The sequence below is a fragment of the Nostoc piscinale CENA21 genome, assembly GCF_001298445.1.
GTDB classification, from domain to species: domain Bacteria; phylum Cyanobacteriota; class Cyanobacteriia; order Cyanobacteriales; family Nostocaceae; genus Nostoc_B; species Nostoc_B piscinale_A.
Window position 1 is genome coordinate 2149926 of the sequence record NZ_CP012036.1, and the last position, 26497, is coordinate 2176422.

Below are 26497 nucleotides of genomic sequence, written 5' to 3' on the forward strand. Positions count from 1 at the left end.
CTATTTTAGCTATTGCTTTTAACCGAACGTTCATCTAGCCAAGCTAAAGCTGCGCCAGACGTTTCCGCTAAGATGCTGATGAGACGATATAAAGCGATCGCACTGATTACCACAGATGAAGGAAAACGATTTTGTAAAAGTGCGATCGCTGTGGCTTCAAATACACCTATCCCCCCTGGCGCACCGGGAACTATTAGCCCTAATAGCCAAGCAATACTAAAACCCCCAAATAATAAAGGAAATTGGCTAAGATTTATCGGGTAAATTGCCAACATAGTCAAAATAAACCCCAAACTACGCATTCCTAAAAATACTACTTCTCCTAACAAGGGGCGAAAGGGATAACGTTCAAGATTGATAGTCACTTGTGACTGATTTCTATTAGGCGATTTTTTATTTTTTAATTTGTATAAAAGGTGAATTAGGGGGTTTAAGAACCAAGGATGTATACCACAAAGTATCACAACTAAAATTACAAATTGTAATATTCTTAGAGAGAAATTAGTTTGACTCACAGCCAACTGACTACCGAATACAACCACAATCATTAAAGCGGCTGCTGCCATCAGGAGTGGTTCTAATAACACACTAATAGTTGCTACACCTCCAGAAACATTGGCATTTTTGGCAGCCATAATGCGCCCATAATAATGCCAAACATTACCCGGAAGATATTTGGCAATATTAGTTTTTAAGTAAGCTTGAACAAATGGAATAGATGGTACAGGTTGATTTAAATCACGTAAAACCCAAGTCCAAATCCAGCCAGCCCAAGTATGTGCTAATAAAGTTACGCCCGTGGCGATCGCTAAAATTGCCCATCCTGCTGCATCGATTTTGATACTTGTCACCCCTGCCCAATTATCCTTTAAGGCTTTGGTAACAAAAAACAGCGTCCCACCCAAAATCAGCCAGCGTAAAAATTGCTTCATAACTTTGGTCATTTATCTAGCTCAAGCACCAAGGGCTGAATGTCACAAGTCTTATGGTACATCAGTTACATACCAAAACTTGGAATAAATTACTAATTTGATTTGATATATTTTAAGTAATGCTTTTAACAATTTTTGTTCATAGTACTGGTATTTAATAATTTTTTAAAATTTATATATTGATTTTTGCTTATTGTTATTATTTGATACTGCTCTACTTATATCGTTTTTTAGTATTTAAAATCTCCCAAAGGTAGTAATTAATTGCTATTTTTAAAATTTTCTAAATCAAAATAATTTTATTATGTTTTTCATGATAAGGAGACTTAAAAATCTTAGTCTTATCTCTCTACAGTCAGATGTAATTATTACATTTTAAGTCAATATAATGTGACTTAAGCCAGATGTAAAATTTATTTTTCATTATTAATATTGGTAATTGTTAGTTAAATAATAGTCAACTAAAACAAGAATTTAACTTGCTTAATTAATTTATGAAAAGCAAATGAAACTTGTGAATAGTTGAAAGGAGGCACTAATGAAAAATTTAACGGCGTTATTAAAAAACTTCAAACTACGCCAAGTTATCACAGTATTTTTGGCAGTTATGATTTTGATAGTCAGCACTGCTTGTAGTAGTGGAGATGTGACAGGGGCAAATCCCCAAAATCCTGCTGTACAAGCTGGTGGTGCAAACAATCCCTATAAGAATGGTGGAGATAAATATACTAGAAATTTAAGCAATAACGCTTATTTACCTTCTAGTTCATTAATTGCTACAAATCCAGAGTCAGAAATCCTTTATCCTGGTGCAGAAACTCCTCAAGGCAGAGTCGAGAAAGAAAAAGAATTACCAGTAATTACAAAAGAAAACTTTCAAAAACCTGAGCCTGGAAATTTAATTCAAAATGAACCAGATTTAGGAAGTCGAGTGCAAGATAGGCTGGAGACTGTAAAAGAACAATTCCAAGATGCCAGCAGCTTTGTCAAAGAAAAAGCTGATGAAGCAAGTGCTAGACCAGAGTTACAAAAAAATCCGGCAGTAGGCAGATAGAATTTTTGTTTTGTTCTAGTGTGGGATACTTCCATAAATTTTTAACTGACACCAAATTGAAACAGGAGTAAAACTATGAACAGAGTCATTAATTGGTTCAAGAATATTCGCCCTTTGAAAGTTCTCAGTGTATTCTTAGCAGGTGTTTTTCTGATTTTGACACAAGCTTGCAACAGGCCTACTATTGCAGGTCAACCACCCCAGCCCAGCGCCCAATCACCTAATACTGAGCGTTACGATCCCACTAAATCTTATAATCTTAATCGTCCTGAAGGTGGGATGAATAACTTTAGTGATGTAGATCCGAGAGCGAAAAATTTTGAAAAAGCTGCTAAAAATCGAGCCGAAGATTTGAGCCGCAATGCCGAAAGAAATATTAACGAAAAAGGCATTGATAGCCCAGAACAATATGCTCGTAATTATCGCCAAGGTACACCTTTACCCGAAAGAGTGAAAAACTTAGGTGAAGATATTGGTAGTTCTGCTCAAGGAACAGCCGAAGGTGTAGCGAAGGGAACTAAACGTGGTTTAGAAAATATCAAAGAAAACACCAGTAATGCTGCTCAAGACTTAACCCGAAATGCTCAACGCGCAGGTGAAGATGCTGGTGATGCAGTAAACCGGACATTCAGAAATATTGACTAAAATTTAGTCAATTTCAAATATTTAATCAAAGATTTAGGAGTTAGAATTCAAAATTATTCTGACTCCTAAATTTTTTATTGGTAAATGATTTTATGAATACCAATTTTGCAGGGCAACTCTGTGAACTTCTCTCCAAGGCAAATTGTGTTGTCGGGCTAATGCGGCGCAGTCTTCATATTCTGGCTGCACATTGGTGATTGATTTATCTGGTGATGTTCCTTGCCATGCAACTTTGACACGTACCCTACCATATTTTGTTTCTACTTGTTGAATTTCTCTTTGGAGGATGGCGCGTTGCTGGGTGGTGCGGCGAATACCTAAAGTGCTGGTTTCACGGAATAAAACTGCTTCACATTGATTTAAATTATCTGGATGGCAGATCACTGTTAATAAAATACCAGGACGGGACTTTTTCATACCTATGGGTTGGGTGAAGACATCCACTGCACCTGCGGCAAATAAGGCTTCAAACACATAGCCAACGGCTTGGGGACTTAAGTCATCAATTTGAGTTTCGAGTACGGAGATGGGTTCTAAAAACGGGCTGATTTCTTGAAAATTAAGGACATCTGCCTGTAGGCTGGTGCTTTCACCCAGCCACAGGCGTAGTATATTGGGAATAGGAAGATTGATAGTTCCCGCTCCCAATCCCACTTGTTTAAGTGCCATCGATGGCGGATTACCAAATTCTCTGACTAATGTAGTGGCGATCGCAGCTCCTGTTGGTGTTACCAGTTCCTTTTCAATGCCGTTACTGTAAACCGGGCAACTTCTCATTTCCCATAATTTCAACACTGCTGGCACTGGTACTGCCATTTGACCATGTGCAGCCCGCACCGTACCGCCACCTGTTGGCAATGCCGCGCAGTAAAGTAAGGGGAATCCTGAGCGATCGCTATCAATGCCCAACCAATCTAAACCCAAACAAGTGCCGACAATATCTACAATCGCATCCACGGCACCGACTTCATGGAAGTGGACTTTTTCGGGGGCAACTCCATGCACTGCCCCTTCTGCGACTGCTAATTGTTGGAATACTGCTAAACTCCAAGCCTCCGCCCGTGCTGGTAACTTTGCCTGACGAATCATAAGCTCAATTTCTGGCAGATGGCGGCCATGATGGTGATGATGTTCGTGGTGATCGTGATCATCCTCCACTAAATCCACATGAACCTTAGTTGCCTGTTGACCATTTTTTTGTACAAGTTCCGCTCGTAAATGGTACTCCTGGGCAATTCCTAAATCATTTAATTTTGTAACCAAATACTCTACAGGAACACCCAGACTGACTAAGGCTCCCAAGCACATATCACCAGAAATTCCCGTTGGACATTGAAGATAAGCTATTTTACTCATAGGGGTTAGTCAATAGTCGCTTGTCATTAGTTATTATCCCCCTGCTTCCTTGTCTTCCTTGTCTCTTGTCCTCCTTTTCCAAATCACCGTGTTTCTATGGCAAAAAATTTTCACAGTGCATCCGGATAATCCCCAAAGTCGTCGAATAGAAGAAATAAAGTCTGCGCTCTCACATGGGGCGGTCATGCTTTACCCTACTGATACGGTCTATGCGATCGGTTGTGATTTAAATGCCAAGTCGGCGGTGGAAAGAGTGAGGAAAATCAAGCAGTTAGCAAATGATAAACCATTAACATTTTTGTGTCCTTCATTGTCAAATGTAGCGACTTATGCGTTTGTCAGCGATACAGCTTATAGATTGATGAAGCGACTAATTCCCGGCCCTTATACTTTTCTGCTCCCCGCCACTAAGTTAGTACCGCGACTGGTACAAAATCCAAAGCGAAAAACAACTGGGATTCGCGTACCAAATCATACTGTATGTCTGGCTTTGCTAGAAGCTTTAGAAAATCCAATTATTTCCACTTCGGCACATTTGCCAAGTTATGAGGTGGATGATGGGAAATTTAGCTCAGATGGCGAACCTCAGCTATCACGGGTAGAGTTATTTGATTATCTGGATAACTTAGTGGATGTAATTGTAGACACTGGTGAAGAACCAACATATCAAGTATCGACAATTTTGGACTTGACGGGAGACGAACCAATGATTACGAGACGGGGGTTAGGTTGGGAAGCAGTAGCAGCTTGGGTTTAAGAAACATACTTCACAAACTGAAACTGCCGTTTCGCAAACCTAGGTTAAAAACGCTCCAGTTTGGGGATTGTCATACTGAATCATGGCTGGGAGTGGGTAGTCAGGATAGGAGTAAAAGTATATCTAGCAAGGATTTGCATCAATTGTGGACGCGATTCTTATATTTGTGCTGTCTGCAATTTGGTTACGGTGTCAAAAAGCGACACATTACTTTCACTGTAACTTTTTTAAATTTCCTACAGTCATATACATAAGCAGTGCTGGCAATGAATCTTGTATGGATGAATACTTAATAACTTTCCAGACAAGAACGTTTTCAGATGCTATCTTTGCGTTGTAGTTACGGTGCTATACCCTACCCTAGGAAAATTCATGAAAGCTAACCTTGTAAATCTACCAACCTCCACACCCAATTTTGTTGTTAGCAATGTTGCTATTGAAGAATTCCCCCCGACAGATACTTTAATACAATTGCTGTGTCAGGAAATACAGGCGCAAGTCAAGGCAAGTTCTGGATGTGTTAAAGCTGTAGCGCAACGCATAGCCAAAGAAGTTAGACGGATTTGTGATAAAAGTTCCCGTATTCAAACATCTGGACAAGTTCAATCTTGGCAGCTAACTTTAGCAAAACATCGTCTGCACAAGTGTCTGCACTACTACCAACTTGGTTCTCGGCGAGGACGGGTAGAGTTACACAGTAGTTTGGGTGCAATGGTTTACCGTCATGTTACGCCATCAGGCTCAGAATACGGTTTTGATGCACGTTACAACTTGATTGAAGATTTTCTGCAAGCTTTTTATATTGAGGCGATTAAAGCTTTCCGGCGGGAAAATGAATTGGCTGAAGATTATCAGCCACGCACTCAGCTGCAATTAGCAGAATATATGGCATTTACAGAGCAATATGCCAAACGCCGCATTAATTTACCTGGGGGCAATAATCAACAGTTAATTATCTTACGCGCTCAAGGTTTTGCCCGTCGTCAGCCCCAAGAAACTCCTGTAGATATTGAAATGGCGGTAGAGTCGGCTAAGGGTGAAGATGCAGAATCTTACCAACGTAATCCAGCCGTGCAGCAAATCCGCTCTAAAATGGTGGCTCAAGGTCATGGTGATTTGTCGGAAGAATCAGAACGCGATCGCGTCATCTCCGAATTAGTAAAATATTTAGAATCTCAAGGTCAATCTGACTGTATCGATTACCTCAGCTTGAAGTTGCAAGACCTGTCTGCACCCGAAATTGACCAAATTCTCGGTTTAACTAGCCGCCAGCGTGATTATCTGCAACAACGCTTTAAATATCATGTAGAAAAGTTCGCCAAGCAGCACCAATGGCAATTGGTTCATCAATGGTTAGGTGCAGGTTTAGAACAAAAATTAGGTTTATCTTCCCAACAGTGGGAAACTTTTATTCAAGTACTTTCTCCCCAGCAACAGCAAATTTTGCAATTAAAAGCAGCCAGACATAGTGATCAAGCGATCGCTAAAGCCTTAAAATGTACTCCCAAACAATTACAAAAACGTTGGACTCATCTGCTAGAAATTGCTTGGTCTATCCGTAACGGTAATAGCGAAGTCCAAACCGGTTGAGTTGTAATGCAGAGTATCGCTGAAGTCAACACACAGAACACAGGGGTTTTATTCATCCAAATTTATTGGCGTTTATCTGCGTGTATCGGCGGTTAATTACTCTGAATCTCAACCGTTTTCCACTACTTTTTTAGTACACAAGTACCAAAAATATCCTACTTTTTTCTCCTTTGAAAATTCATATTAAGTAACTGTCTATATGTCCCTGCTTCCATGAAATTCTAGAATATATGGAAAGTTGGCGGAGGACTTGAGAATGACTATGACTCAAGGCAAACGGGCAAATCAGGCAGGGCGCATTTTAGAAAGTAATGTAGACGCAATATTAACCGGACATAATTATTTCCAAATCGGAAATCATGTCACCAAAGAATATCTTTTAACTGCTCATTTATTGCCTAAACGCTACGCTAAACAAGTTTATATCGGCGCAGGTCTTTATAATACTTTGTTAAAAGTAGATTTTTTTGTTGTAGGCTTACCAAGCATACCCACTGGATTAATTATTGAATGTAAATGGCAAGAAAGTGGCGGTTCTGTCGATGAAAAGTTTCCGTATTTGAGTATGAACATTCAAGAATATTATCCAGCGCCAACAATTGTGGTGATTGGTGGCGAAGGTATGCGCGAAGGTGCAATTCAATGGCTCAGACAGCAAGTAAAACTAAACCATAACTTACTCGGAGTTTACAGTTTAGATAGGTTTATTGCCTGGGCTAACAAAAATTTTTAATAAGAAGTAATTAATAATTCACTAATGATACCTCGCTTTTTAGTATTAGAATTAATAGAGCGAGATGCAGAGATATCATAAATATTAAAACTGATTTCTGTGTAGATTTTTCTGATAAATTCGCAATCGGAATTACACACCATCACCTTAACACCACGATTTGCTAATTCAGCACAAACATTTCGCAACCGAATTTGGTCTTTTTCCCCAAAAGAATTGCCATTGTAACCTGTAAAATAACTAGTATTGCTAATAGGATGATAAGGCGGATCACAAAATACAAAATCATCACTACTCTTAGCATATTTCAGCACATTAATAAAATCTGCTTGCTTGATTTCCGATGACTTCAAAGCTTGAGATGCGGCTCTGAGTAAATCCTCCTGACAAATACTCGGATTTTTATAACTACCTAAAGGCACATTAAATTTACCTTGAGAATTTACCCGATATAAACCGTTGTAACAAGTTTTATTGAGATAAATTAACCGCGCCGCTTTTTCTAAATCATTATTACTTATATGGGAGCGGACACTATAATAATAATCTCGACTATGTTTAGCTTTATGCGCTTGTAATAAGCTAATTAAATCTTCCACTTGATCTCTGACGCAGCGATAAGTAGTAATGAGTTCGGCGTTAATATCTGTTAACAGTGCTGTGGTTGGTTGTAAATGAAAAAAAACAGCACCACCACCTAAAAAGGGTTCATAGTAAGCCTGATAAAACTTAGGAAAATAATGGATATATTGTTGAATTAACCGACTTTTACCCCCTGCCCATTTTAAAAATGGACGTGGGCAAATTTCTGGAAGCATTTGAATAACCATTGACTGATAAGTTCACTAATTTAAGCTAGTAAATATAACGAAATATCGCTAATGCAGCGTATTCTATATTAAGTGATTAATTTTTATCTGCATAGATTACAATTAGGTAGGTAAAGCATATCAAAACAAACGTCAGTTCATAACAAGGCAGTTTAGATTTCCATGTTTGACGGATTTTGGGATAACGTTTTTCGCTACCCCCGCTACTTAGTTACTATCCTCGTTGGGCTTCTGGTGAACACATTCGAGCCATTATTGCCCTTATTAAAACGTCCAGTCACCTTAGTTGCTGTTGTCGGCTTATTACTGGGCGGTCTGGCTTTCGTGACACTCACCCTCCGCGCTATGCTGGGGTTGAGTGCGGTTTAGACTGGGAAATATGGGGGCTGTTGCTTTTGATGTTGTTATAGCCGTAGTCACTGGCTGATCGGTTCATACTCAGCACTCAGCAACGCCACTTGCTTCAACGGAGGAAACCTCGGCAACGCAGTGGCTCCTCAGCACTCAGCACTTTATTTATAACCTCTGTGAACAGGCAAAGATTTTATGGCTACAAATCGCCGCGTTTCCCGTGTTGCTGAATTAATCAAACGGGAAGTTAGCCAAATGTTACTCAACGGCATTAAAGACGACCGTGTGGGTTCAGGTATGGTTAGTGTAACTGATGTAGACGTTTCTGGCGATTTGCAGCACGCCAAAATCTACGTCAGTATTTATGGTACAGAAGAAGCTAAAGCTGAAACAATGGCAGGCTTAAAGTCCGCCACTGGTTATGTACGTAGTGAACTTGGCGCTAGAGTTAGGCTACGTCGCACCCCAGAGGTAATTTTTATCGAAGACCGTTCTATAGAACGCGGTACTAAGGTATTATCGCTGTTGAATAAACTCCAGTATGAGCGATCGCTAGAACCTGACGACACTGAAGAAGACATTGGTGCAGAAGAAGATTAAGAATAGTCCCTAGTCATTTGTCCTTGGTCAATACAAATGACTAATGACCAAGGACAATTTTTCCTGGTGGTTATGCAATTTGGATATGTTTTAGCTTATAGGACAAAATATTCACTCATACAAAACTTTCTTCTTTAGCCTCTATTGTTTCTCCTCTGTTTTGGGAGTTTTTTGGTTATTTTGCTGATCTTCCGGCGGAAAAGCTTGTTTACCGACATTTTCGGCTGCTTGTTTAAATAAAGGTTCGATTTTATTGCGCCAGTATTGGGTATCAGGTAACTTTTCGGGATGATTTCTGTAATCTAAAACCTTATCCCAATTACCATCATCCATTGCTTTGTTGATGTCATTAAATAGAGCATCAGCCTTAGACCAATCTTGCTGCCATTGGCTAATGATTTTACCTGTTTCTTGAATACTAGCAGAAGCATTGGCAGGAATTGACTTTAATAATGCGATCGCACCAACTAAATCTCCTGATTCATACTTTTTCTTAGCTTGTTCAACAACCTGGTCGCTATTTTCATTAGCTTTTGCTGGTTCTGATTTTTCCGAGTTGGAATTTGCTGTCTCTGGTGGAGTTGTTGTTTTAACCGCCTTTGGTTTGGGAAGAGGTCTAGCCGCAATTAGCGTACTATCATCAACCGTTTTAATTGCAATACCTTTATCCCGCAGACAAGCCAGCCATTCATCATTGTTAGAAATCACATCTGCATAGGCCCAAGCCAAGCGCCCAGAATTTAATCTAACTTGTATCCAATTGCGTTTTGTCCGTAGTCCAGTCACCTCAAAAGCTGTGTCCTCACCAATGGTTTTGAGAACATTATCAGAATTTATTGAACTTGGTTCTGAACGAATATTAGAATTGCCTGTCACCATCGCCAAGCACTTATTTCCCACAGTGGCATTTTGACCTGTGAAATTAGCAGCAAAATTCCTCACATTCGGATATAAGTTTGCAACCAAAGCCGCCGCACTACCAGCTAAAAGTATTCCAATTAATAATGGTAGAGGGTCAGATTTACTAGACGTTCTGCGGGTAGGTTTGCTAGCACCAGGATTTGCTGGTGCTACTGCCAAAGTTGGTTGGAAAGACGAAGCAGGTTTAGCCCCAGGGTAAGTGTGATTTAGCGAAGGTTCTGGTGGTGCAGCGGGTGTTAATACTGGACTCATCACATTTACACAAGCTTGCAGTGCTTCGGTAGCAGTTTGGTAGCGGTCTTTAAAGTGATAATGCACCATCTTCGTTAGGATAGATGCCAAGCGATAGCTAACGGGGGCTAAATGTTGCCAGCGAATTTCGCCTGTATCCGGGTCTTCTTGTAACTCGGAAGTTGATACGCCTGTAATTGCTTGAATGGCAATCATACCTAAAGCATAAATATCACTATTGGGGCGGGGTTTACCTTGTCCTTGCTCGGTGGGCATATAGCCAGGAGTTCCAATAGCTACAGTAGCCGTAGTTTGTCCACTCACCGTCACCATTGAGGAACTTAACTGTTTAACTGCGCCAAAATCTACTAAAACTAATTTATTATCTGAAGAACGCCGAATAATATTATCTGGTTTAATATCGCGGTGAATTACACCTTGCTGATGCACAAACTCTAAAATCCCTAATACTTCCTGCAACATTTGCAGAACTTGATTTTCATTCCAGCGTTGACCAGGAATGAGTTCATCAGTTAAGGGATGTCCTTCGATATATTCTTGAACTAAAAAGAATTCTTGATTTTCGTCAAAGTAAGCCAAAAGCCGGGGAATTTGGTCATTATATCCCAACCGTTCCAAGGTTTCTGCTTCATTTTGGAACAGGCGTTTGGCAGTTTCAAAAATTTTGGGGTCAGAACTGGTAGGCTTGAGGTGCTTGACAACGCAGATAGGGTTTCCTGGCCGTCTTGTATCTTGGGCGATGTAGGTTTGACCAAATCCTCCCTTAGCCAGCACTTGAATTACTTGGTAACGATTATCCAGTAGCTTACCGATCATATTCCCTCCCCAGAGTTATTACCTAATTTTCTAGCTGGTAATAAATATCTCCAAATTTTTTTTCCTTGAAATCCGCTATCTTGAGAAAAGATTTGAAATAAATACGTAGCTTTTTTATAAACCCTGTTAATTAACTTTTCTTTTCATATCGCCATTGACGACCGATGCCACCTAAAATAACCAATCCAGTTGCATGGCAACAGGCTGAACTCCTCATGCAACCAGCTTTCATTAGAGTTGTGGATAACATTCGCAAGCAACTCGACGCATCTGCTTGGAAGGGAACCTACCATGATGTGCTGATTTGGCCGCCTAGTACCACTGACGAAATAAAAGCCTTGGTAACAAGACTGTTGCAAGAGATGGAAAGTGCCGCACCAGAACAAGCAGACGAAATCCGTAATACCCTGTCTCGGTTGCCAATGCCCCATCCAGGATATCATTTGCAATTGCAACGTCAAGAGCAGCAAGTCAGCGTTGATTTGTGGGAATTGTGTTATCAAGTGTGTTTCGCCAATTACAGCCCGGAGAATGAGGCTGTGGATATTGATACTAGTTTAATTGATGAGTTGGGTGAAGTAGATTGGCAAAATCTGGAAAATAAGACAAAAAAAATTAGTAGCACAGGTGTTTGCAAATTTACCTGATAGTTAAGTTAGAAAACTGGGAATTTTTGGTATGAGGCAGGAGGACGACACTTTGCTCAAGTCGGGAAACCCGCCCACGCAAGTGTCTCCAGAAGGCAGGAGGTAAAAATATTAGTATTCCTGGCATTCAAGCGCATCCATTTGTTCTAATCTATCTGACTACCGCCATACCACTGAAAATTATCGAAAAAATTAAGCCTGCACTTACTAGTGCAAGCTAAAAATTACACAATAGACTGGCTAAAAGAGTGCTTATCATTTAACCGTTACTAAACTGAGCCTTGAATGATAGGCACGTTCATCAGAGATGCCCAAACTTAACTGATATTAAAAGTTACCTGGGTCATCATCAAGTGCTAGTAAGAAATTAATCAGGTCTGTTTGCTGTTGTATGCTAAACCCAGTCTGATTATCTACATAAAACTCATGACCTGTACCATCCAAATTACTCCGCTGTGGACTTAAAGCTGGGTTACGTTTATTGGCTGCCACAACTTGCTCACGCAGCTGGTGATCTAACAATGCACGTAAACTACTAGCGGGATCAGCAGGTAGGCCTCGACTGAGAGTTCCCGTTAAGCCTAAACCAGTGGGATCAACTACCCGATATCTGCCATCCCAAAAGACCTTTAAGCTTCCTTCGCGCACGGCTACACCACCATCATGTAAATAGGGTGCGCTGAAATAAAGACCGCGTAAGGTGGTTGTTTTGTAGCCACCATTGGGTAATATTCCCTTGGGTAAAGTTGTGGGCGTATCGGAAATCCCCTCAGTTGGCACGTCCAGCACTTCTGCACTAGCAGACACGGGAACAGTAGTGTCATAAGTGTATAACTTGGGTTTCACTAACAGATCATTGAGTCCTAATCGAGACTTAGCACGCGCTGAGTTAGTACGAATTTCTTCAAGAGGATGAATTTTGTTGTCGGTAAAGAAGGGGGGGATATGGCAACTTGCACAATTGGCTTTCTGAAAAACTCTTGCGCCTCGCTGCACTGAACCACTTCTTAAGGCTTTCCAGTTTTCCTGTGAGCGGTTTGGAGGTGGTACTAAGCTATTTTGGAAAGCAGACATAGCATTAGCTGCAAAGAAGAATTTGCCACTAGCTATGTCATCAGCTTGACCACTATTAGGACTGAAAAATAAACCATTGAATGTAGCCAAACTAGGCTTCAGTTTGGGGTAATTCCCCGCACCTGGTGCGGGAATTTGGTCTTCTAATTCTGCAAAGAGAATACCTAATTGTTGCTGTTGTTGTCGCAGCCATACCGAAGGTTGAACATAGTTTCCATCTGGCAAACGCTCCGGTAAACGTAACCTTGGGTCAGCAGCATTCTGAAGAAATGTACCAATATACACTTCTGAGTCAATTCCCAGTGTTTGTTCACTAAGTTGGGCCGCAGCTAAAAGATTAATTTCTGAAGAGTGAACGGCACTGTTGAAAACACTAAGTCCGTTAAAAGAACCGACACTAAATCCGCCGTCAGCGGTATAGGGATGATTCTGAAATGTGAAACCACTGGGAATTTGAGTGGTGTCATCAATGCCATCTGGTGAACTCTCAAAATGACCGAAGGGTACATCTAAAACAGCATCATCAAAGGCTGTTTCAAACTTTTGTGGGTCGGGGAGTTCTACTTGATTACCTTTACTGTCAATGATCGTTTTACCATCGCCTTTGTATATTGGGTTGAGAGGGTTAAGATTTAAAGGGTTATTAGGATCTAACTGTGTATTCAACCGCACAAACCCGGCAGCTGAATTTGGTGACAATGCAATCAAAAAAGGAATAGCAAGTTCACCATTCGGCACTCCTGCCAGACGTTTACCTTCTTGGGAAACAGTTGCATGGCAAGCGGCACAGGTAACTCCAATGGTGCCAGTTTTCTCGTCAGGGATAAATCCTAAAGGGAATTTTCCTCCCTTTTCTACTTTTAAACCTGTATTAATCACATCGCCAATGTGGAAAGTCCGGTTACCTAGAGTGATATTCTTCTGAAGGGTAATTTGTAAGTTGCTTGTTGGTTGACCGTTCAATTGTGCGATCGCTGTTCTGATTTCTGGTAAGACAGTAGCAAAACCTTGTGCAAAACCGAATACTCCTTGTAGCCCAAAGTTATCACCAATTTTGCGATTGAAATATATCTCTTCGCCTTTGTCAATTAATTCCTGAGTTATTTCAACCGCTCCTATTTTTTGATAGGAAACGGGATCACGCGGGTTGAGTCCTTGGTGTTTAACTAGCTTGGCTGCTTGTCTAGGACTCAGCAGTTTACCAAAATAGTCATAATAGCCTACTGGTTGAGTTGGAGCAGGCTGTAGAATTTGAAAGTTATATCTAGGAAAAGTAGCGAAAGCTGGTTGATTTCCCATCCAACTATTTGATAGCAAAATACCAGCAACAGCCATGATGAATGCGTAAATTAACCAGAAAATCCGGTTTTTTTTGGCAAAAAATATTCTAAATAAATTATTTTTTGATTTAATTTTTTGGGTTTCCATAATAGGATACCTCGAAAAGGTTTTGCTTACTTATTAACAGAATTGACAGTAAATATACGTAAAACACATAAAAATTTATCTGAGATAAATTAAGCACTTAAGGTTTTTTAACTAAATACTTGAAGGTATTAGGCTGAAATCCTTATATTGAGTTATAAATAGACTTTCCTGTGTGTTGGTGGGTAATTGCCTATGAAAACGTTTGACGAAATATTACTTAAAATTCAGATGAATAATTTACGGTGTATTAAGTAGCAATACACCGTTGCAGATGTTGGATTTAATTCTTTATGCAGCTAAAAATTGATTTGTCCAGATGTAGCATTGCTACGTTTATACATCTGTTGGAATGACGAAAAATCGTTCCATCCGGCATGATACTCCTGATTTGTCAGCTGTTAATTTGTGCCTATACCAACCAAACACCGATAACTAATCTGTGTTTATTTCTGGTCATCTGTGGTTTAATTGTCAAAACTTGGGCATTACCCAACATCCATCATTCAAACACTGCTCATGATTGACATTGACGGTTCCTATGGGGAGGGAGGCGGACAAGTTCTCCGTACTTGCCTGAGTTTAGCCACTATCACGGGTGAACCTATTCGCATTGCCAATATTCGCGCCGGACGCAAAAAGCCAGGGTTAGCGCCACAACACCTGACAGCAGTTCGGGCGGCGGCGAGGATTTGTCAGGCTCAATTACAGGGTGATGCTTTGGGTTCGATGATGCTGGAATTTATTCCCAGTCGCCCAGTGCAGGCGGGAAACTATACTTTTGATGTCAGTGAAGTGCTTGAAGGTGGTTCAGCTGGGGCAATTACTTTAGTTTTACAAACAATTCTTTTACCTTTAGCTTTAGCCAAGGGTAATTCTCAAGTAACATTACGCGGTGGTACTCATGTCATCTTTAGCCCGACGATGACATATATTGAGCAGGTATATCTGCCAATGCTCCAGCGTATGGGAGTAAAAGCATCTGTAAAATTAGGTGCTTGGGGATGGTATCCCCAAGGCGGCGGAGAGGTAACATTGCAGGTGAGTGGTGGTAGTCAACTCAGTGGCATACATTTACTCAAACGCGGTAATTTACGCCAAGTACGGGGACTGGCGGTGGTAACGGAACTACCTGCTCATATTCCTCAACGTATGGCGAATCGGGCTGAGAAAATATTACGCATAGCTGGGTTCAAAGTTTCTATACAAGCTTTACGGGAAAGAGGTGTCGCAGCAGGAGCCGGCATTTTCCTGACGGCTGAATATGAGAACAGCTTGACAGGATTTGGTGGGTTTGGGCGGTGGCGGATGTCATCGGAAAGGGTGGCTGAAATTGCTTGTGAACAACTGCTGAAGTTTCATCAAACGGGTGCGCCTGTCGATGAGCATTTAGGAGATCAGTTAATCTTGCCAGCAACTTTGGCTACAGAAGCAAGCCAGTATCACGTAGCGAATATTAGTACCCATTTGACAACGAATGCAACGGTGATTGAGAAGTTTGGACTGTCGCGGGTAATGGTGGATGAGGTAGAGAAGATTGTGAAGGTTGTACCTATATCTCACGCAGAGACTCGGTGAGTAAGAGTTTGAGAGATATTTTTCTTTTCATCTTTAGAGGCAAGCAAGACTTTTAAATCTGTTACTTGTCGCCTATGACCTCTATACCAAAATTGGTAAACCGCACCTTTCAGGACGGTAAGCACAACTCTTGGTTGATTTTAATATTTGTTACGTTTCGTTACACTAAAAACATCGAGAGGAAAAACTAAATCTCTCGGCAGCTTTCAAAGGTGAACGACATGAATGGCACAATTCGCGTTGGTAATCTCTTCGGGATTCCGTTTTACATCCATCCGTCATGGTTTTTGGTGTTTGGCTTAGTAACCTGGAGCTATAGTAGTGGCTTGTTAGCACAATTTCCTCAACTGTCTGGGGGGTTAGCGTTGCTACTAGGAGCGATGACGGCGCTGTTATTGTTTGCTTCTGTCGTCGCCCATGAATTAGGACATAGTTTTGTAGCTTTACGCCAAGGAATTGATGTTAAATCCATCACCTTGTTTATCTTTGGTGGTTTGGCGAATTTAGAAAAAGAATCAAAGACTCCCGGAGGAGCTTTTTGGATTGCGATCGCGGGCCCGTTAGTCAGTTTATTATTATGTGGTATCGTTACCATAATTGGTGTGACAACACCTGTATCGGGGCCGCTGGCAGCAGTTCTTGGTGTACTAGCTACAGTTAACTTAGCCTTAGCACTGTTTAACTTAATTCCTGGCTTACCTTTAGATGGTGGTAATGTCCTCAAGGCTCTGGTGTGGAAAATTACAGGTAATCCCTATAAAGGTGTGACTTTTGCCAGCCGAGTTGGACAAGTATTTGGTTGGGTGGCGATCGCTTCTGGTATACTGCCACTAGTATTTTTTGGCAGTGCCGCTAATTTCTGGAATTTATTAATCGGCTTCTTCTTATTACAAAATGCTGGAAATGCAGCCCAATTTGCTAGAGTCCAAGCAAAACTGGATGGTTTAACAGCCGCAGATGTTGTTACCAGCAATAGCCCAGTCATCTCTGCAAACCTGACTCTGAGAGAATTTGCTGATGAACAAATTCTACACAAACAAGACTGGAAACGCTTCTTAGTTACAGATGATGCAGGACAATTAGTTGGTGCGGTTACACTCGATGACTTGCGAAAGATTCCGACTACTCTGTGGACAGAAACTCAAGTTAAAGAAATCATACGCCCAGTTGCTGCATCCACCACAGTACAATCAGATCAACCCCTCTTAGAAGTCATCCAGCTACTAGAACAACAAAAACTCTCTGCTTTAGCTGTAATTCGAGAAAATGGCGTACTCGTGGGGATTTTAGAAAAAGCAGCGATTATTCAACTTTTGCAAGGACAAGCTGTAACTAACCCCGCATAAATGTTTCATCACTAAAGACTCCTTCTCACACCTCCTTCAGTTCATCTGAGGGAGTTTTTTTCTGGGAACAGTATGAATCAAAAATTGTTTTACTCTGCATCTATGCCCAACTCTCGTAGCTTTGCTAATAATACAGCTTGACGTTGACGTTCAATTTCCAATTGTGCGATCGCATCATCAGCACGTTGGCGTTCTTGTTCGGCGCGTTGATGTTCTTGTTCCGCACGTTGACGTTCTTGTTCGGCGCGTTGGCGTTCTTGTTCAGCTTGTTCGGAACTCCACAGCAACAAATTACCTGCTTCATCCCACCATCGCAACCAATAAATATTCATCCCTAAGCGAGTTCCTCGCCAAATTCCCAAGAACAATTCCAATTCAGGAATCCAAAATTGTCCTGATTCTGTTGGTTGTTGCAAAACATATCGCCCATTTTCCAGACGCAGAACTTCTAAACTGACTTCGTAAGGATTAAAAATTGCATAAACTGGAACTTGTAATATTTGTTCGTAAAAATAGAGTTTTCCATAGGGAAAGGTGGGACGAATTGAATATTCGCCGTTATCGGTATCTGATAAAAATTCCATCACCACAGCCACATTTTCACCTTCGATGTTAGGTGTGTAGCTGCGCCGAATTACACCTGTACCCACGGGTGAAACACGGGGTATATATAGCCAATCAGGCGCTTTAACAACGGTTTTTTGATTAATATTAGCGACGATGCCAAAATTAGATGCAACTAACATCTCTGGTTGAATGCGATCGCTTGTAGCTAATGCTTCTGTTAACGCTGCTGCTAAAAAAGGCTGTTGAATATTTTCCACTGGATCGTCGGGCAGAATAAAATCATCTGGGAGTTTTTCCCAAGTGACAACAGGGTTTTGGCGCTGAGGTGCGGCTAGAACCATGATGGTTAAAATGTCGCTTGTGGACTTGAAAGCTCATGCAAATATTTTACAGTGCTTTTTCGATAGCTTACCCCTGTACCCCTTCACCCTTTCACCCCTACACCCAGTCCCAACAAAGTTACTTTTATCTCTAGTTAGGGAACTCTAGCAATTAAGGTTTTGTTTCACAAGGACTTCTCATGGATAAATCCATTGTTCAGTTAGTTGATGAGTTACCCAGTGACAATATTACTGTCAAAGTTCTCAAAGCCCTTGATTATGTAGCGCCGGGGCAGTGGGATAATTTGGTGGGATTTGATAATACTGTGCGTGCGATTACTGGCGAAACTGATGCTAACGTGATTCAAAGAATCCGCGATCGCGCCGATAGCATATACTTAGATCCACAAAACGGTTATCAAGCGGCTGTCAAACTGTATCAAATCATCGACAAAGCTGATGCAGCAATGGGAACTGCGGCTTTAGCTAACAAAGTGGGTGAAAAAATTAGTTTTCTTTCGTTTTTAGGTAACATTACGCCCAAAGCCGATGTCACCCAAACAATTGACTTAGTTCTCAAAATCGCTGTCGAAATTATCGCCTTCTGCAAAATCAACGGAATTCCCCAACCGAACCCCCAAGAATTTGCCAATACTTTAGCGAATAACTATCAAAATGCTTCTCTGATGCGGATGGCTGCTTTGGTATGTATCGATGGCATTTTACCTTTAGGCCCTGACTTTCTGATTAAAATTCAGGAAATTATTAGTGGTGCTAATGCTAATGATGCGATCGCTCAAAATCCTGTCTTTCAAGCTGTTAATAGTTCTTTACCTGGTAATAGCCCTGCTGATAAAGTTGGTTTTCTTTCCCAAGCTTTTAACTCAGTCCAAGGCTGGATGAATGGCCTTGTAGCCAAGACAGGAATTACACCACAGTCAGTTGCGAGTGGTTTGAGCAGCTTTGTTCAGATTGCTGACGATAATTTAGACTTTGTAGCCGCAGTCTTAGATCAAACTACAAATTATTTTGAGCATACAGGTATTCAAACTGTTGCCCGCACCATAATTTTACAAGCTCACACTCTAGTCAAAGCCGAAATCGCCGAAGAAGCTAAAAAACCACAAAAACAAGATACTGCATCGGCTAGTAAGTCTAAATCAGATACCAGCCAGTATGCAGTCAATAGCACAGTAGAAGTCTGGGACAAAGAAGACGAAGAATGGTACAAAGCCACAATTCAGAAAATTAAAGACGACCAATTCTATATCAACTACATCGGCTATGGTTCATCTTCTGATGAGTGGGTTGGTGAACAAGATATTCGGATTCGTGATATTGAATCATCCGATGATAATGGATTTGCTGTTGGTCAAAAAATCAAATGCTGGGATGATGAAAACGAAGAATGGTATACTGCCACAATTGAAGAAATTCGCGGTCAGCAATACTTTGTACATTATGCTGATTATGACTCCTCTTATGATGAGTGGGTTGATTTAGAAGAAATTTGCTAAATATTTTATGGCACAGGGTTAGCCGTTATAACTCTTGCACGAATAATTGAACAATCGGAATATAAAATTTTCTGCATTCTTCTTTGCGTCTTTGCGCCTTTGCGTGAGCTTTTAAATAATATTGTCAGCGACACCAAAGTATTTATGTAAGAAATCTAATATATTAACATCCTGTGCCATAAAATAATTACTCGCTCTGTGTTACTTGCGCTTACCATTGCACCCATCTGCTTTAAAAATCAAGTATTAATTAGATTTAACTAACAAAATTCCTTCAGTTACAAGACGTGTAATTAAAGGAATAATATCACCCTCTAAATCTAAATCTGGTGACCAATCAGCAATATCAAATAAACTAAATTCATCACAATTAAATAAATTTTCTACTAATTTTTCTGGTATACCTTTGAGGTCAATTTGTTTAGAACCAACCCGCACTTGATATTGTGCGTTATCGATTTGTTTAATCCGAATCCGGTGCAGTGGCGACCAAATAAACTGAGTTGTAAATAAGTTAGAAAAAATGTTAGTTCCCATTTGAATGGGTAAACTAACTAATAACTGCGGTTGATGTTGATAATTGAGCGATTCTATATATCTGTGGAAAATATCCGGTTACTGTAAAGTCTCAATTAAATGCTGACGTAATGCACGTAACTGTTTTTCTATCACATTTGTATTACTATTGGTGATCGCTGGTAAACTTTGCCGCCAACTGACACTTTCGCATAAATCTTTGATCAGCCAATCAAGCCCTGTTTGACATTCAATCCCAACAGTAAGATGAAGAGATGGCTGTTCACAAGCAACAGCATGGTGCCAATGTCCTCTAGGAATATACAATAAATCTCCAGCTTGCAACACACATTCTAGATAAGGAGGTGCTTGTGGTTGCTGTTGTTTTGATGATGGCATATCTGCGGTAGGATATAAAACTGTTGCTTCATAAACAAACCATTTTTTTTTTCACCATCAATTTGCAGAATCAAGACATCATGAGTGTCGTAGTGACAATCAAAACCTTGCTGTTTGGCGGGTGAACAATATAAATTAATGTGGGTTTCATAGCCAATTTCATGGCGCAGATTTGCTGCGAGTTCTGCTACAGTCGGAATTCGATGATGTACACCGTTGATAATTAGTGTAGCACCTTGACGCAGGCGATCGCTCCACTCTTGCCTATTACGTGTCTCTGGCAAAGATTTGCCATTCATCGAAAAGCGTAAATCTGGTTCTTTGAGTTTGTGATAATTCAGTAGTTCATTCAAATCTTCCCACGAAAAAAAATTGTTGCCATTTTTGAGAATTATCACTTGAAATATGAATTGCTTTTTTTTGTCCAGAAATCTGTAAAGAGTTTATCTAATGGCAAGTCTGATAGTAGTTCTTGTAAAATTCTCATATTACATTAATATTGTCAAAAAAACGCTTTCAAATCACCAATATAGTTATTAATAATAAATGGGCAGAATATAGCAGTTCTATTTAATATATAAAAAAAAGAAATCACGGAAATGTTGGTAAATTATTTAGAATTGCTATATCAATCAATGCCCCTGACAAAATTACCAAACTTAGAAATTTAATTCTAAGTCAACTTAATTATGATTAGCTTTTTAGTCACAAATGCTAATCATCGTCATCTCCACTGTCACTATTGCTATTGCTATTACTGTTGCTGTTGCTGTTACTATTGCGGTTACGTCTGCGCTCACTATTATCCGCTAAGATGAGTTCAGCAGATTCGCTACCTACTAAGTCAACTACACCAAATTCAATAGAAGATGTAGGTTTTAACTCAGATTTTGAGGCAAGATTAGCAGCTTGAACCAATTGACTTCCTACAGATAAAAACAAGCCGAAGCTAGCACCGACGAGTAAACCAAGAATAATTTTAGGATTCATGTGCAACTCTTTATTAAGTACAAGATAGACTAATAGTCAGAAAGCAAGCTGAAATTTCTTGTTTCTTCCTTAATGTCTATACTTGAATTTATGGATGAAAAAAATATGAATAACTGATGAGAAAATTCTCATCTACTTTTTGATAGAGATATCTCATTTAAATAGCACAAGATTAGATGATTTATTTGCATTTAGTCCGGGTGGGAGATGTAATTTACTATCCCGGAGATAGATGATTTTAGTAACTACAAACTTCTACCAAATAACGCTTGATTTCAGCCAGAGTATCCTGAAAATCTGGGAATCAAAAAATACTGTGTTATAAAAAATAACATCATTCATAATACTTAGTAATTCTGTTAATTTATACCTAAAAGGCTTGCCGAATTACAAGACTCGTAGACTAGACTAGTAGCACAAGAGAACAATTTTGCGAGGAAAAATATGATGAGCGATCGCGACTATACATTAATCTTAGACAAAAAGTGGTAGTATGTCTACACCTGATCAAGCAGGTGGTAGAAGTAGATGGGACATAGCCCAAGAGTCTACTCTGGCTTTAGCACGAAAAATGCGAACAATTTGACCCTGACGGCATCACTGTATATGTATTTTCTGGCAGATTCAAGCGTTATGATGATGTGACTTCAGCTAAAGTTGCACAGATTTTTCAAGAAAATGACCCTGCTGGTACTACCAACTTGGCTGGTGTACTCCTTGACGCAACCAATAATTATTTTCAACGTAAAGCCGCTGGTAAAACAAAATCCAACGGTGAAACAATATTAGTAATTACTGATGGTGAACCTGACGATCGCAAAGCCGTATTTGAAGTAATTATTCAAGCATCTCGGCAAATGGAACGAGATGAAGAATTAGCCATTTCTCTAATTCAAGTAGGTTCAGATGCTCAAGCCACAAAGTTTCTCAAAGCATTAGATGATCAATTGCAAGGTGTTGGTGCAAAATTCGATATCTGCGATACCATCACTTTAGACGATTTAGAAGAAATGAGCCTTGCTGATGTCTTGATGAATGCAATTACCGATTGAGTTGTTAATAGTCAATGGTTAATGATTAGTAAATTTCTTAGTTTTACCAAATGCCAAATGACTAATAACCAATAACTAATAACTAATTGGAGAACTTAATTATGCTAGACAGCCGAGATTATACTCTAATTATTGACAAAAGTGGTAGCATGGCAACCCCAGACCAAAAAGGTGGAAGAAGTCGCTGGGTTGCAGCCCAAGAATCTACTTTAGCGTTAGCTAGTAAATGTGAACAATTTGACCCCGATGGGATTACTGTTTATGTGTTTTCGGGAAGATTTAAGCGTTATGACAATGTCACTACTAGTAAAGTTACACAAATTTTTCAAGAAAATGATCCATCAGGAACAACCGATTTAGCCGCAGTTTTAAAACACGCTACTGATGATTATTTTCAACGGAAAGCTGCGGGTACAGCAAAGCCCAATGGCGATACAATTTTAGTAGTAACTGATGGTGAACCAGACGATCGCAAAGCAGTAATGCGAGTCATTATCGAAGCTTCTCGGCGGATGGATAGAGATGAAGAACTGGGAATTTCCTTTATTCAAGTTGGCACAGATCCCCAAGCAACTCGGTTTCTGAAAGTATTAGATGATGAACTGCAAAGTGCTGGGGCAAAATTCGATATCTGTGACACCATTACAATGGAAGATATGGAAGATTTAAGTTTGTCTGAAGTGTTGCTCAACGCTATTAACGATTAGGTTAAAAACTCAGCATTATACTTATTTTATCCGCGTGCATTCCTGTGCATCTGCGGTTAACTTTAATTTTAGCGATCGCTCACAAATAAAAGTAACAAAAATGGACTCTATTGATAAACTATTAGCTCAAATCAAAGCGGAATATGATCCCGCCAAGCCAACATCTACACCACAACAGCCAAAACCAGATGTAGTTCCATCATTCATTTCTACACCACAGTCTAAATCACAATCTATTATCGATAACATTTTGGCGGAGGTAAAAGCTGATGTCGAGGCCCAAGCAGCAGCCGAAGAATTGCAAAAACAGCAAGAACTAGAACAAGAACGTATCCGCCAAGAACAAATCAAAGCTCAACAATTAGAAATTTTGCAAACCCAAGCCAAAGAATGGTTAGATAAATTAGATCCTTTCTCTCCCGAAGGATTATGGTTTGAGAAATTTGCTGAAGGCTACCCCTCGAAATTAGCCGCAGCAGTTGAATATTTACAGACTAATTAAATATGGCATTGTTAACAATACAGACAAGGGAGACAAGGAGGACAGGGTGGATAAAGAAGGGATATGTTTGTAAATCATTGAGGATTGCTATAGTCATTCATTGAGAGTTTTTGCTGACATTTCCAACAACATCAACAACATCATTCATGGATGGTAATCTAAAAAATAAATTATCTAAATTTGTTTACTAAACCAAACTGCTACCTTCCTTGTCTGCCTTGTCTTCCTTGTCCCTAAATAATTAGAATATCCTAAGTTATTCTTAATCTGAATTCCTAATTATAACTCTTGAATTCTGTTGCAAGTGTTCAACAGCCCAGTCGTGCATTGCATAAAGAATCGGTTTTAGACTTTCGCCTAAAGTTGTGAGTGAATATTCTACTTTGGGAGGGATTTCAGCATAAACTTGTCGATGTACTATGCCATCTTCTTCCATTTCTCTAAGTTGCTGAGTCAACATTTTTTTGCGTGATTCCCGGTAAACTGCGTTGCAATTCACCAAAACGTTTGACACCAGTTATTAATTCTCGAATAATTAAAACTTTCCAGCGTCCACCAATTACTTTGAGGGTAGTTTCTACTTCACAAGTTAACCTGCGCTCGCTTTCTGCTTCTGCTTTCATAGTAACTTTTTAGTCAGTATTTATATATAGTTATCCTAAATGATTTAGAAACATCTTCCTCTCTTGTCTCATTTACTTACAAAAAATCAAACCAGACTCCCATGATTCCACGCAGCTGCAAAAAAAATCACGTTCGCACAGCATAGCGTAACGGTAAGTTGAATGAACCAAAGCGTGATTTGTGGCGTAATGATCAACTAAACTTTCTAATTGCTGGGTTAGTGGTTGAAAATCTGCACTGCTGTAAGTCCGAATCCAATCTGCATATTGATGATGGGGAATACCATTACAAGCTAACTGTTCCCCCAAAAAAGCATACAAACGCATACAAGGTGACATCGCCGCAGCAGTTATCCCAATATCACTACTCCAAGCTGTAGCTAACAAAAAATCTGTGTAACGGCGGGTACCTGCGCCTGGTTCTACAGAGTGTAAATTGACTCCCCACTTGGCTGCATAGTTTTGATGTAGTTGTAACTCGCCTAAAACACCATCGACTAAATTGTGAAATATATGAAAACCTTTCCAGTCTGGTGCTTTAGCTGCGGCGATGCTATAGGCACGGGCAAAAGCTTCTAAGAAAAAAGCATCTTGTCCCACATAGTAAGCAAATTTAGACTGTTCAAGTGTACCATCAGCGATACCTTGTACAAAAGGATGGTCTAGACAGGCTTGCCCTAAATCTTGATTTGCCACCCATAATTCATGAGATAAAGTCATTAGTCATTTGTTGTCCATACAGTGAAAGAGGCAGAAGATACATCTGCCTCCGGTTAGACTGCTTAAGCAGTTCAGTAATATTTCCATAATTGATTGTGACACGTATGTATTGTAATTGCCAATGCTTATGCAACACTGAGTTAAATTTCATCACAGGTGAGAGGTTACAGATCATCTGTTGATGAACTAAATTACACCACCCTTACCAAAAGATTTGCTTTGTAAAGAAACCCAGGAGAGACATAATTAAGACTACGCCTCTCCTGGTTTCAGAGTATTGATGTCCCTCACACTAGCGGTTCGGAACTCTGGAAGATTTGGACAAACTTTAGTCAAACCGAACTCTGTGTAGCTTGTTTTTTAGTCACTCTACTACCAAACAGCACTGGCTATGTCTCAGGACAAGCTGTTGTGCTTTTACGCTCTGTTAATTATAGTTGCCAGTAATCTTTGATTCGCAAAGTCAAGACTTGTGGACAATTAAAAATTAAAAACCATAAATTTGATTTTTAATTTTTAATTTCTCCATTGCTAGTTTTAATTTGTGGTTTGCGCCGCTAACATCTGCTTCAGCTTTTCTAGTTCAGATGCCCAACGGGGATCTGGACGAATTGCATCTGAGTCTGCTGTGGTAGTAGTTTCGCGTCCACCACCGCTACGCTTAGACTTCTTAGAACCTTTGTCACGGCGATTGCCTTCTTTGTTGCTGCTGGGAGTGGGGTTGCTGGCAGCTTTTGGCGCTTGTTCATCGCCTTCATCACCCTTGGTACGGGGCAATGCTTTTTCTAGCTTAATCGGGGTATCTTTGAACAACTGACCATTATATTTTTCAATAATTTGATCAGCTTGTTCGTCATTGTTGACGGTTAAGAAACCAAAACCACGACATTTACCAGTTTTCCGGTCTTTAATTAATTTCGTGGTTACAGCATCGCCCTCAGCTGCAAAAACCGCTTGCAAGTCTTGGCGATCTATTTCTTCTTTTGGCAAATTGCCTATGTATAGGCGAACGGACATGAACTATACCTCCAGAGTTTAATGAACGAAGCAAGGCAAGAGAACAATCACTTGGTTTTGGCTGTTAATTAAATAGATGCTTTTGATTAAATTTGCCATAAACCAATTTTTTTTTACTCCAAACTGTCAACTTATACAATACAGTTTTTCGTTTGGATAAAGCTTGTATATTACAAAAGCGCATACAACGCTCAGTTAATACCACCTTAATTCTAAAATTTGTAAATTTATTAGCCTACTGTCTGCCACAGTAAACATTGTTTTTTGATGTCCTTGCCCGCAGAATTCAACACCATTCCTTACATTATCACGGTATCTTCTACGTAGCTAGTTCAGAACACACATTTCCGATGATATTGCCAATCAATAGTAACATAAAATACATTTTTTTTCTCAAGAGCGAATATCTGAAACAAAAACCAGCCATTGGCTGGTCTAGCTGCTGCTGTGTTGGGAGGATAAAAGAGGCATTGGCGCAAGCATCTAACAACAATTACTTAGCAGGGATGCTAAGTTATGCTGGTTGTTAAATATATTGTTAATAAATGTAACATTTGTAAAGAAATATTGCAAGTTTTGTTTTTGCAGGAGTTACGCATAAAGGTTGTCTGTTGAGGATGGGTTTAAGGGTGTACGGGTGTATGGGTTTTGAACCTACTC

The 26497-nt window shown here is 39.9% G+C and carries 24 protein-coding genes and 3 pseudogenes; 14 read left to right on the plus strand and 13 right to left on the minus strand.

Annotation, left to right across the window (positions count from 1 at the left end; translation table 11 throughout):
- Positions 1-5 precede the first annotated feature (5 nt).
- Positions 6-944, minus strand: a complete 939-nt coding sequence (locus tag ACX27_RS09400; RefSeq protein ID WP_062291311.1) for a lysylphosphatidylglycerol synthase transmembrane domain-containing protein — start codon at positions 942-944, stop codon at positions 6-8.
- Between the two features lie 526 nt (positions 945-1470).
- On the opposite strand from ACX27_RS09400, the gene ACX27_RS09405 reads away from it, so the two are divergent.
- Positions 1471-1986 carry a DUF6658 family protein gene (locus tag ACX27_RS09405; RefSeq protein ID WP_062291314.1) on the plus strand — a complete coding sequence of 172 codons (516 nt, stop codon included), beginning with the start codon at positions 1471-1473 and terminating at the stop codon, positions 1984-1986.
- Positions 1987-2061: 75 nt separating this feature from the next.
- Positions 2062-2631, plus strand: coding sequence for a hypothetical protein (locus tag ACX27_RS09410; RefSeq protein WP_062291317.1), 570 nt, complete (start codon positions 2062-2064; stop codon positions 2629-2631).
- Between the two features lie 90 nt (positions 2632-2721).
- Here ACX27_RS09410 and larC read toward each other — a convergent pair whose 3' ends face one another.
- Positions 2722-3987 carry a nickel pincer cofactor biosynthesis protein LarC gene (gene larC, locus ACX27_RS09415; protein WP_062291320.1) on the minus strand — a complete coding sequence of 422 codons (1266 nt, stop codon included), beginning with the start codon at positions 3985-3987 and terminating at the stop codon, positions 2722-2724.
- A gap of 88 nt (positions 3988-4075) precedes the next feature.
- Here larC and ACX27_RS09420 point away from each other — a divergent pair, with 88 nt between their 5' ends.
- The 3 genes from ACX27_RS09420 to ACX27_RS09430 all read left to right on the plus strand — a co-directional run bounded on the left by ACX27_RS09420 (position 4076) and on the right by ACX27_RS09430 (position 7067).
- Positions 4076-4744, plus strand: a complete 669-nt coding sequence (locus tag ACX27_RS09420; protein ID WP_062291323.1) for an L-threonylcarbamoyladenylate synthase — start codon at positions 4076-4078, stop codon at positions 4742-4744.
- A 372-nt stretch (positions 4745-5116) separates the two neighbouring features.
- Positions 5117-6334: a HetZ-related protein gene (locus ACX27_RS09425; RefSeq protein ID WP_062291326.1), complete on the plus strand. Its 1218-nt coding sequence runs from the start codon at positions 5117-5119 to the stop codon at positions 6332-6334.
- Positions 6335-6590: 256 nt separating this feature from the next.
- Complete coding sequence (locus ACX27_RS09430) at positions 6591-7067, plus strand: PD-(D/E)XK nuclease superfamily protein (RefSeq protein ID WP_062291329.1); 477 nt, start codon at positions 6591-6593, stop codon at positions 7065-7067.
- Here the strand turns inward: ACX27_RS09430 and ACX27_RS09435 are convergent.
- Positions 7064-7897, minus strand: coding sequence for a DNA adenine methylase (locus ACX27_RS09435; protein WP_062291332.1), 834 nt, complete (start codon positions 7895-7897; stop codon positions 7064-7066). The genes ACX27_RS09430 and ACX27_RS09435 overlap by 4 nt on opposite strands.
- A 162-nt stretch (positions 7898-8059) precedes the next feature.
- On the opposite strand from ACX27_RS09435, the gene ACX27_RS09440 reads away from it, so the two are divergent.
- Positions 8060-8266, plus strand: a complete 207-nt coding sequence (locus ACX27_RS09440; RefSeq protein ID WP_062291335.1) for a DUF751 family protein — start codon at positions 8060-8062, stop codon at positions 8264-8266.
- Between the two features lie 177 nt (positions 8267-8443).
- Positions 8444-8848, plus strand: a complete 405-nt coding sequence (rbfA, locus tag ACX27_RS09445) for a 30S ribosome-binding factor RbfA (protein ID WP_062291338.1) — start codon at positions 8444-8446, stop codon at positions 8846-8848.
- A gap of 141 nt (positions 8849-8989) precedes the next feature.
- Here the strand turns inward: rbfA and ACX27_RS09450 are convergent, their stop codons facing one another.
- A complete protein-coding gene (locus tag ACX27_RS09450) occupies positions 8990-10837 on the minus strand; it encodes a serine/threonine protein kinase (protein ID WP_062291340.1) in 1848 nt (615 codons plus the stop codon).
- A 164-nt stretch (positions 10838-11001) separates the two neighbouring features.
- On the opposite strand from ACX27_RS09450, the pseudogene ACX27_RS09455 reads away from it, so the two are divergent.
- Positions 11002-11491 (plus strand): annotated as a pseudogene (locus tag ACX27_RS09455) (hypothetical protein).
- A 320-nt stretch (positions 11492-11811) separates the two neighbouring features.
- Here the strand turns inward: ACX27_RS09455 and ACX27_RS09460 are convergent.
- A complete protein-coding gene (locus ACX27_RS09460; RefSeq protein WP_083468706.1) occupies positions 11812-13986 on the minus strand; it encodes a di-heme oxidoredictase family protein in 2175 nt (724 codons plus the stop codon).
- A 516-nt stretch (positions 13987-14502) separates the two neighbouring features.
- Here ACX27_RS09460 and rtcA point away from each other — a divergent pair.
- The gene (gene rtcA / locus ACX27_RS09465) at positions 14503-15561 is read left to right on the plus strand and encodes an RNA 3'-terminal phosphate cyclase (RefSeq protein WP_062291342.1); all 1059 of its coding nucleotides are present in this window, start codon (positions 14503-14505) and stop codon (positions 15559-15561) included.
- A gap of 221 nt (positions 15562-15782) precedes the next feature.
- Positions 15783-16907, plus strand: coding sequence for a site-2 protease family protein (locus ACX27_RS09470; protein WP_062291345.1), 1125 nt, complete (start codon positions 15783-15785; stop codon positions 16905-16907).
- Between the two features lie 89 nt (positions 16908-16996).
- On the opposite strand, the gene ACX27_RS09475 is transcribed toward ACX27_RS09470, so the two are convergent.
- A complete protein-coding gene (locus ACX27_RS09475) occupies positions 16997-17815 on the minus strand; it encodes a Uma2 family endonuclease (RefSeq protein WP_062291348.1) in 819 nt (272 codons plus the stop codon).
- Between the two features lie 179 nt (positions 17816-17994).
- Here ACX27_RS09475 and ACX27_RS09480 point away from each other — a divergent pair, with 179 nt between their 5' ends.
- On the plus strand, positions 17995-19311 hold the full coding sequence (locus tag ACX27_RS09480) for a Tudor-knot domain-containing protein (RefSeq protein ID WP_062291351.1): 1317 nt from the start codon (positions 17995-17997) through the stop codon (positions 19309-19311).
- A 246-nt stretch (positions 19312-19557) separates the two neighbouring features.
- Here ACX27_RS09480 and ACX27_RS33590 read toward each other — a convergent pair whose 3' ends face one another.
- The 4 genes from ACX27_RS33590 to ACX27_RS09490 all read right to left on the minus strand — a co-directional run bounded on the left by ACX27_RS33590 (position 19558) and on the right by ACX27_RS09490 (position 21216).
- The gene (locus ACX27_RS33590) at positions 19558-19848 is read right to left on the minus strand and encodes a hypothetical protein (protein ID WP_235526570.1); all 291 of its coding nucleotides are present in this window, start codon (positions 19846-19848) and stop codon (positions 19558-19560) included.
- Between the two features lie 78 nt (positions 19849-19926).
- Positions 19927-20226, minus strand: coding sequence for a JmjC domain-containing protein (locus ACX27_RS33595; RefSeq protein ID WP_235526571.1), 300 nt, complete (start codon positions 20224-20226; stop codon positions 19927-19929).
- Positions 20181-20579: a cupin domain-containing protein gene (locus ACX27_RS33600; protein WP_235526572.1), complete on the minus strand. Its 399-nt coding sequence runs from the start codon at positions 20577-20579 to the stop codon at positions 20181-20183. The genes ACX27_RS33595 and ACX27_RS33600 overlap by 46 nt, the downstream gene beginning before the upstream one ends.
- A 361-nt stretch (positions 20580-20940) precedes the next feature.
- Positions 20941-21216, minus strand: coding sequence for a hypothetical protein (locus ACX27_RS09490; protein ID WP_062291354.1), 276 nt, complete (start codon positions 21214-21216; stop codon positions 20941-20943).
- Positions 21217-21660: 444 nt separating this feature from the next.
- Between ACX27_RS09490 and ACX27_RS09495 the strand changes: the two are divergent.
- The 3 genes and pseudogenes from ACX27_RS09495 (at position 21661) to ACX27_RS09505 (ending at position 23477) form a co-directional block, all read left to right on the plus strand.
- Positions 21661-22268: pseudogene (locus ACX27_RS09495) on the plus strand (vWA domain-containing protein).
- 101 nt (positions 22269-22369) lie between these two features.
- Positions 22370-22975 carry a vWA domain-containing protein gene (locus tag ACX27_RS09500; RefSeq protein WP_062291357.1) on the plus strand — a complete coding sequence of 202 codons (606 nt, stop codon included), beginning with the start codon at positions 22370-22372 and terminating at the stop codon, positions 22973-22975.
- A 100-nt stretch (positions 22976-23075) separates the two neighbouring features.
- A complete protein-coding gene (locus tag ACX27_RS09505; RefSeq protein WP_062291360.1) occupies positions 23076-23477 on the plus strand; it encodes a salt stress protein, Slr1339 family in 402 nt (133 codons plus the stop codon).
- 262 nt (positions 23478-23739) lie between these two features.
- On the opposite strand, the pseudogene ACX27_RS09510 reads toward ACX27_RS09505, so the two are convergent.
- From ACX27_RS09510 to ACX27_RS09520, 3 genes and pseudogenes are all read right to left on the minus strand, one after another.
- Positions 23740-24100: pseudogene (locus tag ACX27_RS09510) on the minus strand (winged helix-turn-helix transcriptional regulator).
- A 72-nt stretch (positions 24101-24172) separates the two neighbouring features.
- Positions 24173-24820, minus strand: a complete 648-nt coding sequence (locus tag ACX27_RS09515; protein ID WP_062291362.1) for a TenA family protein — start codon at positions 24818-24820, stop codon at positions 24173-24175.
- Positions 24821-25357: 537 nt separating this feature from the next.
- Complete coding sequence (locus tag ACX27_RS09520) at positions 25358-25837, minus strand: RNA recognition motif domain-containing protein (protein ID WP_062291365.1); 480 nt, start codon at positions 25835-25837, stop codon at positions 25358-25360.
- Between the last annotated feature and the right edge of the window lie 660 nt (positions 25838-26497).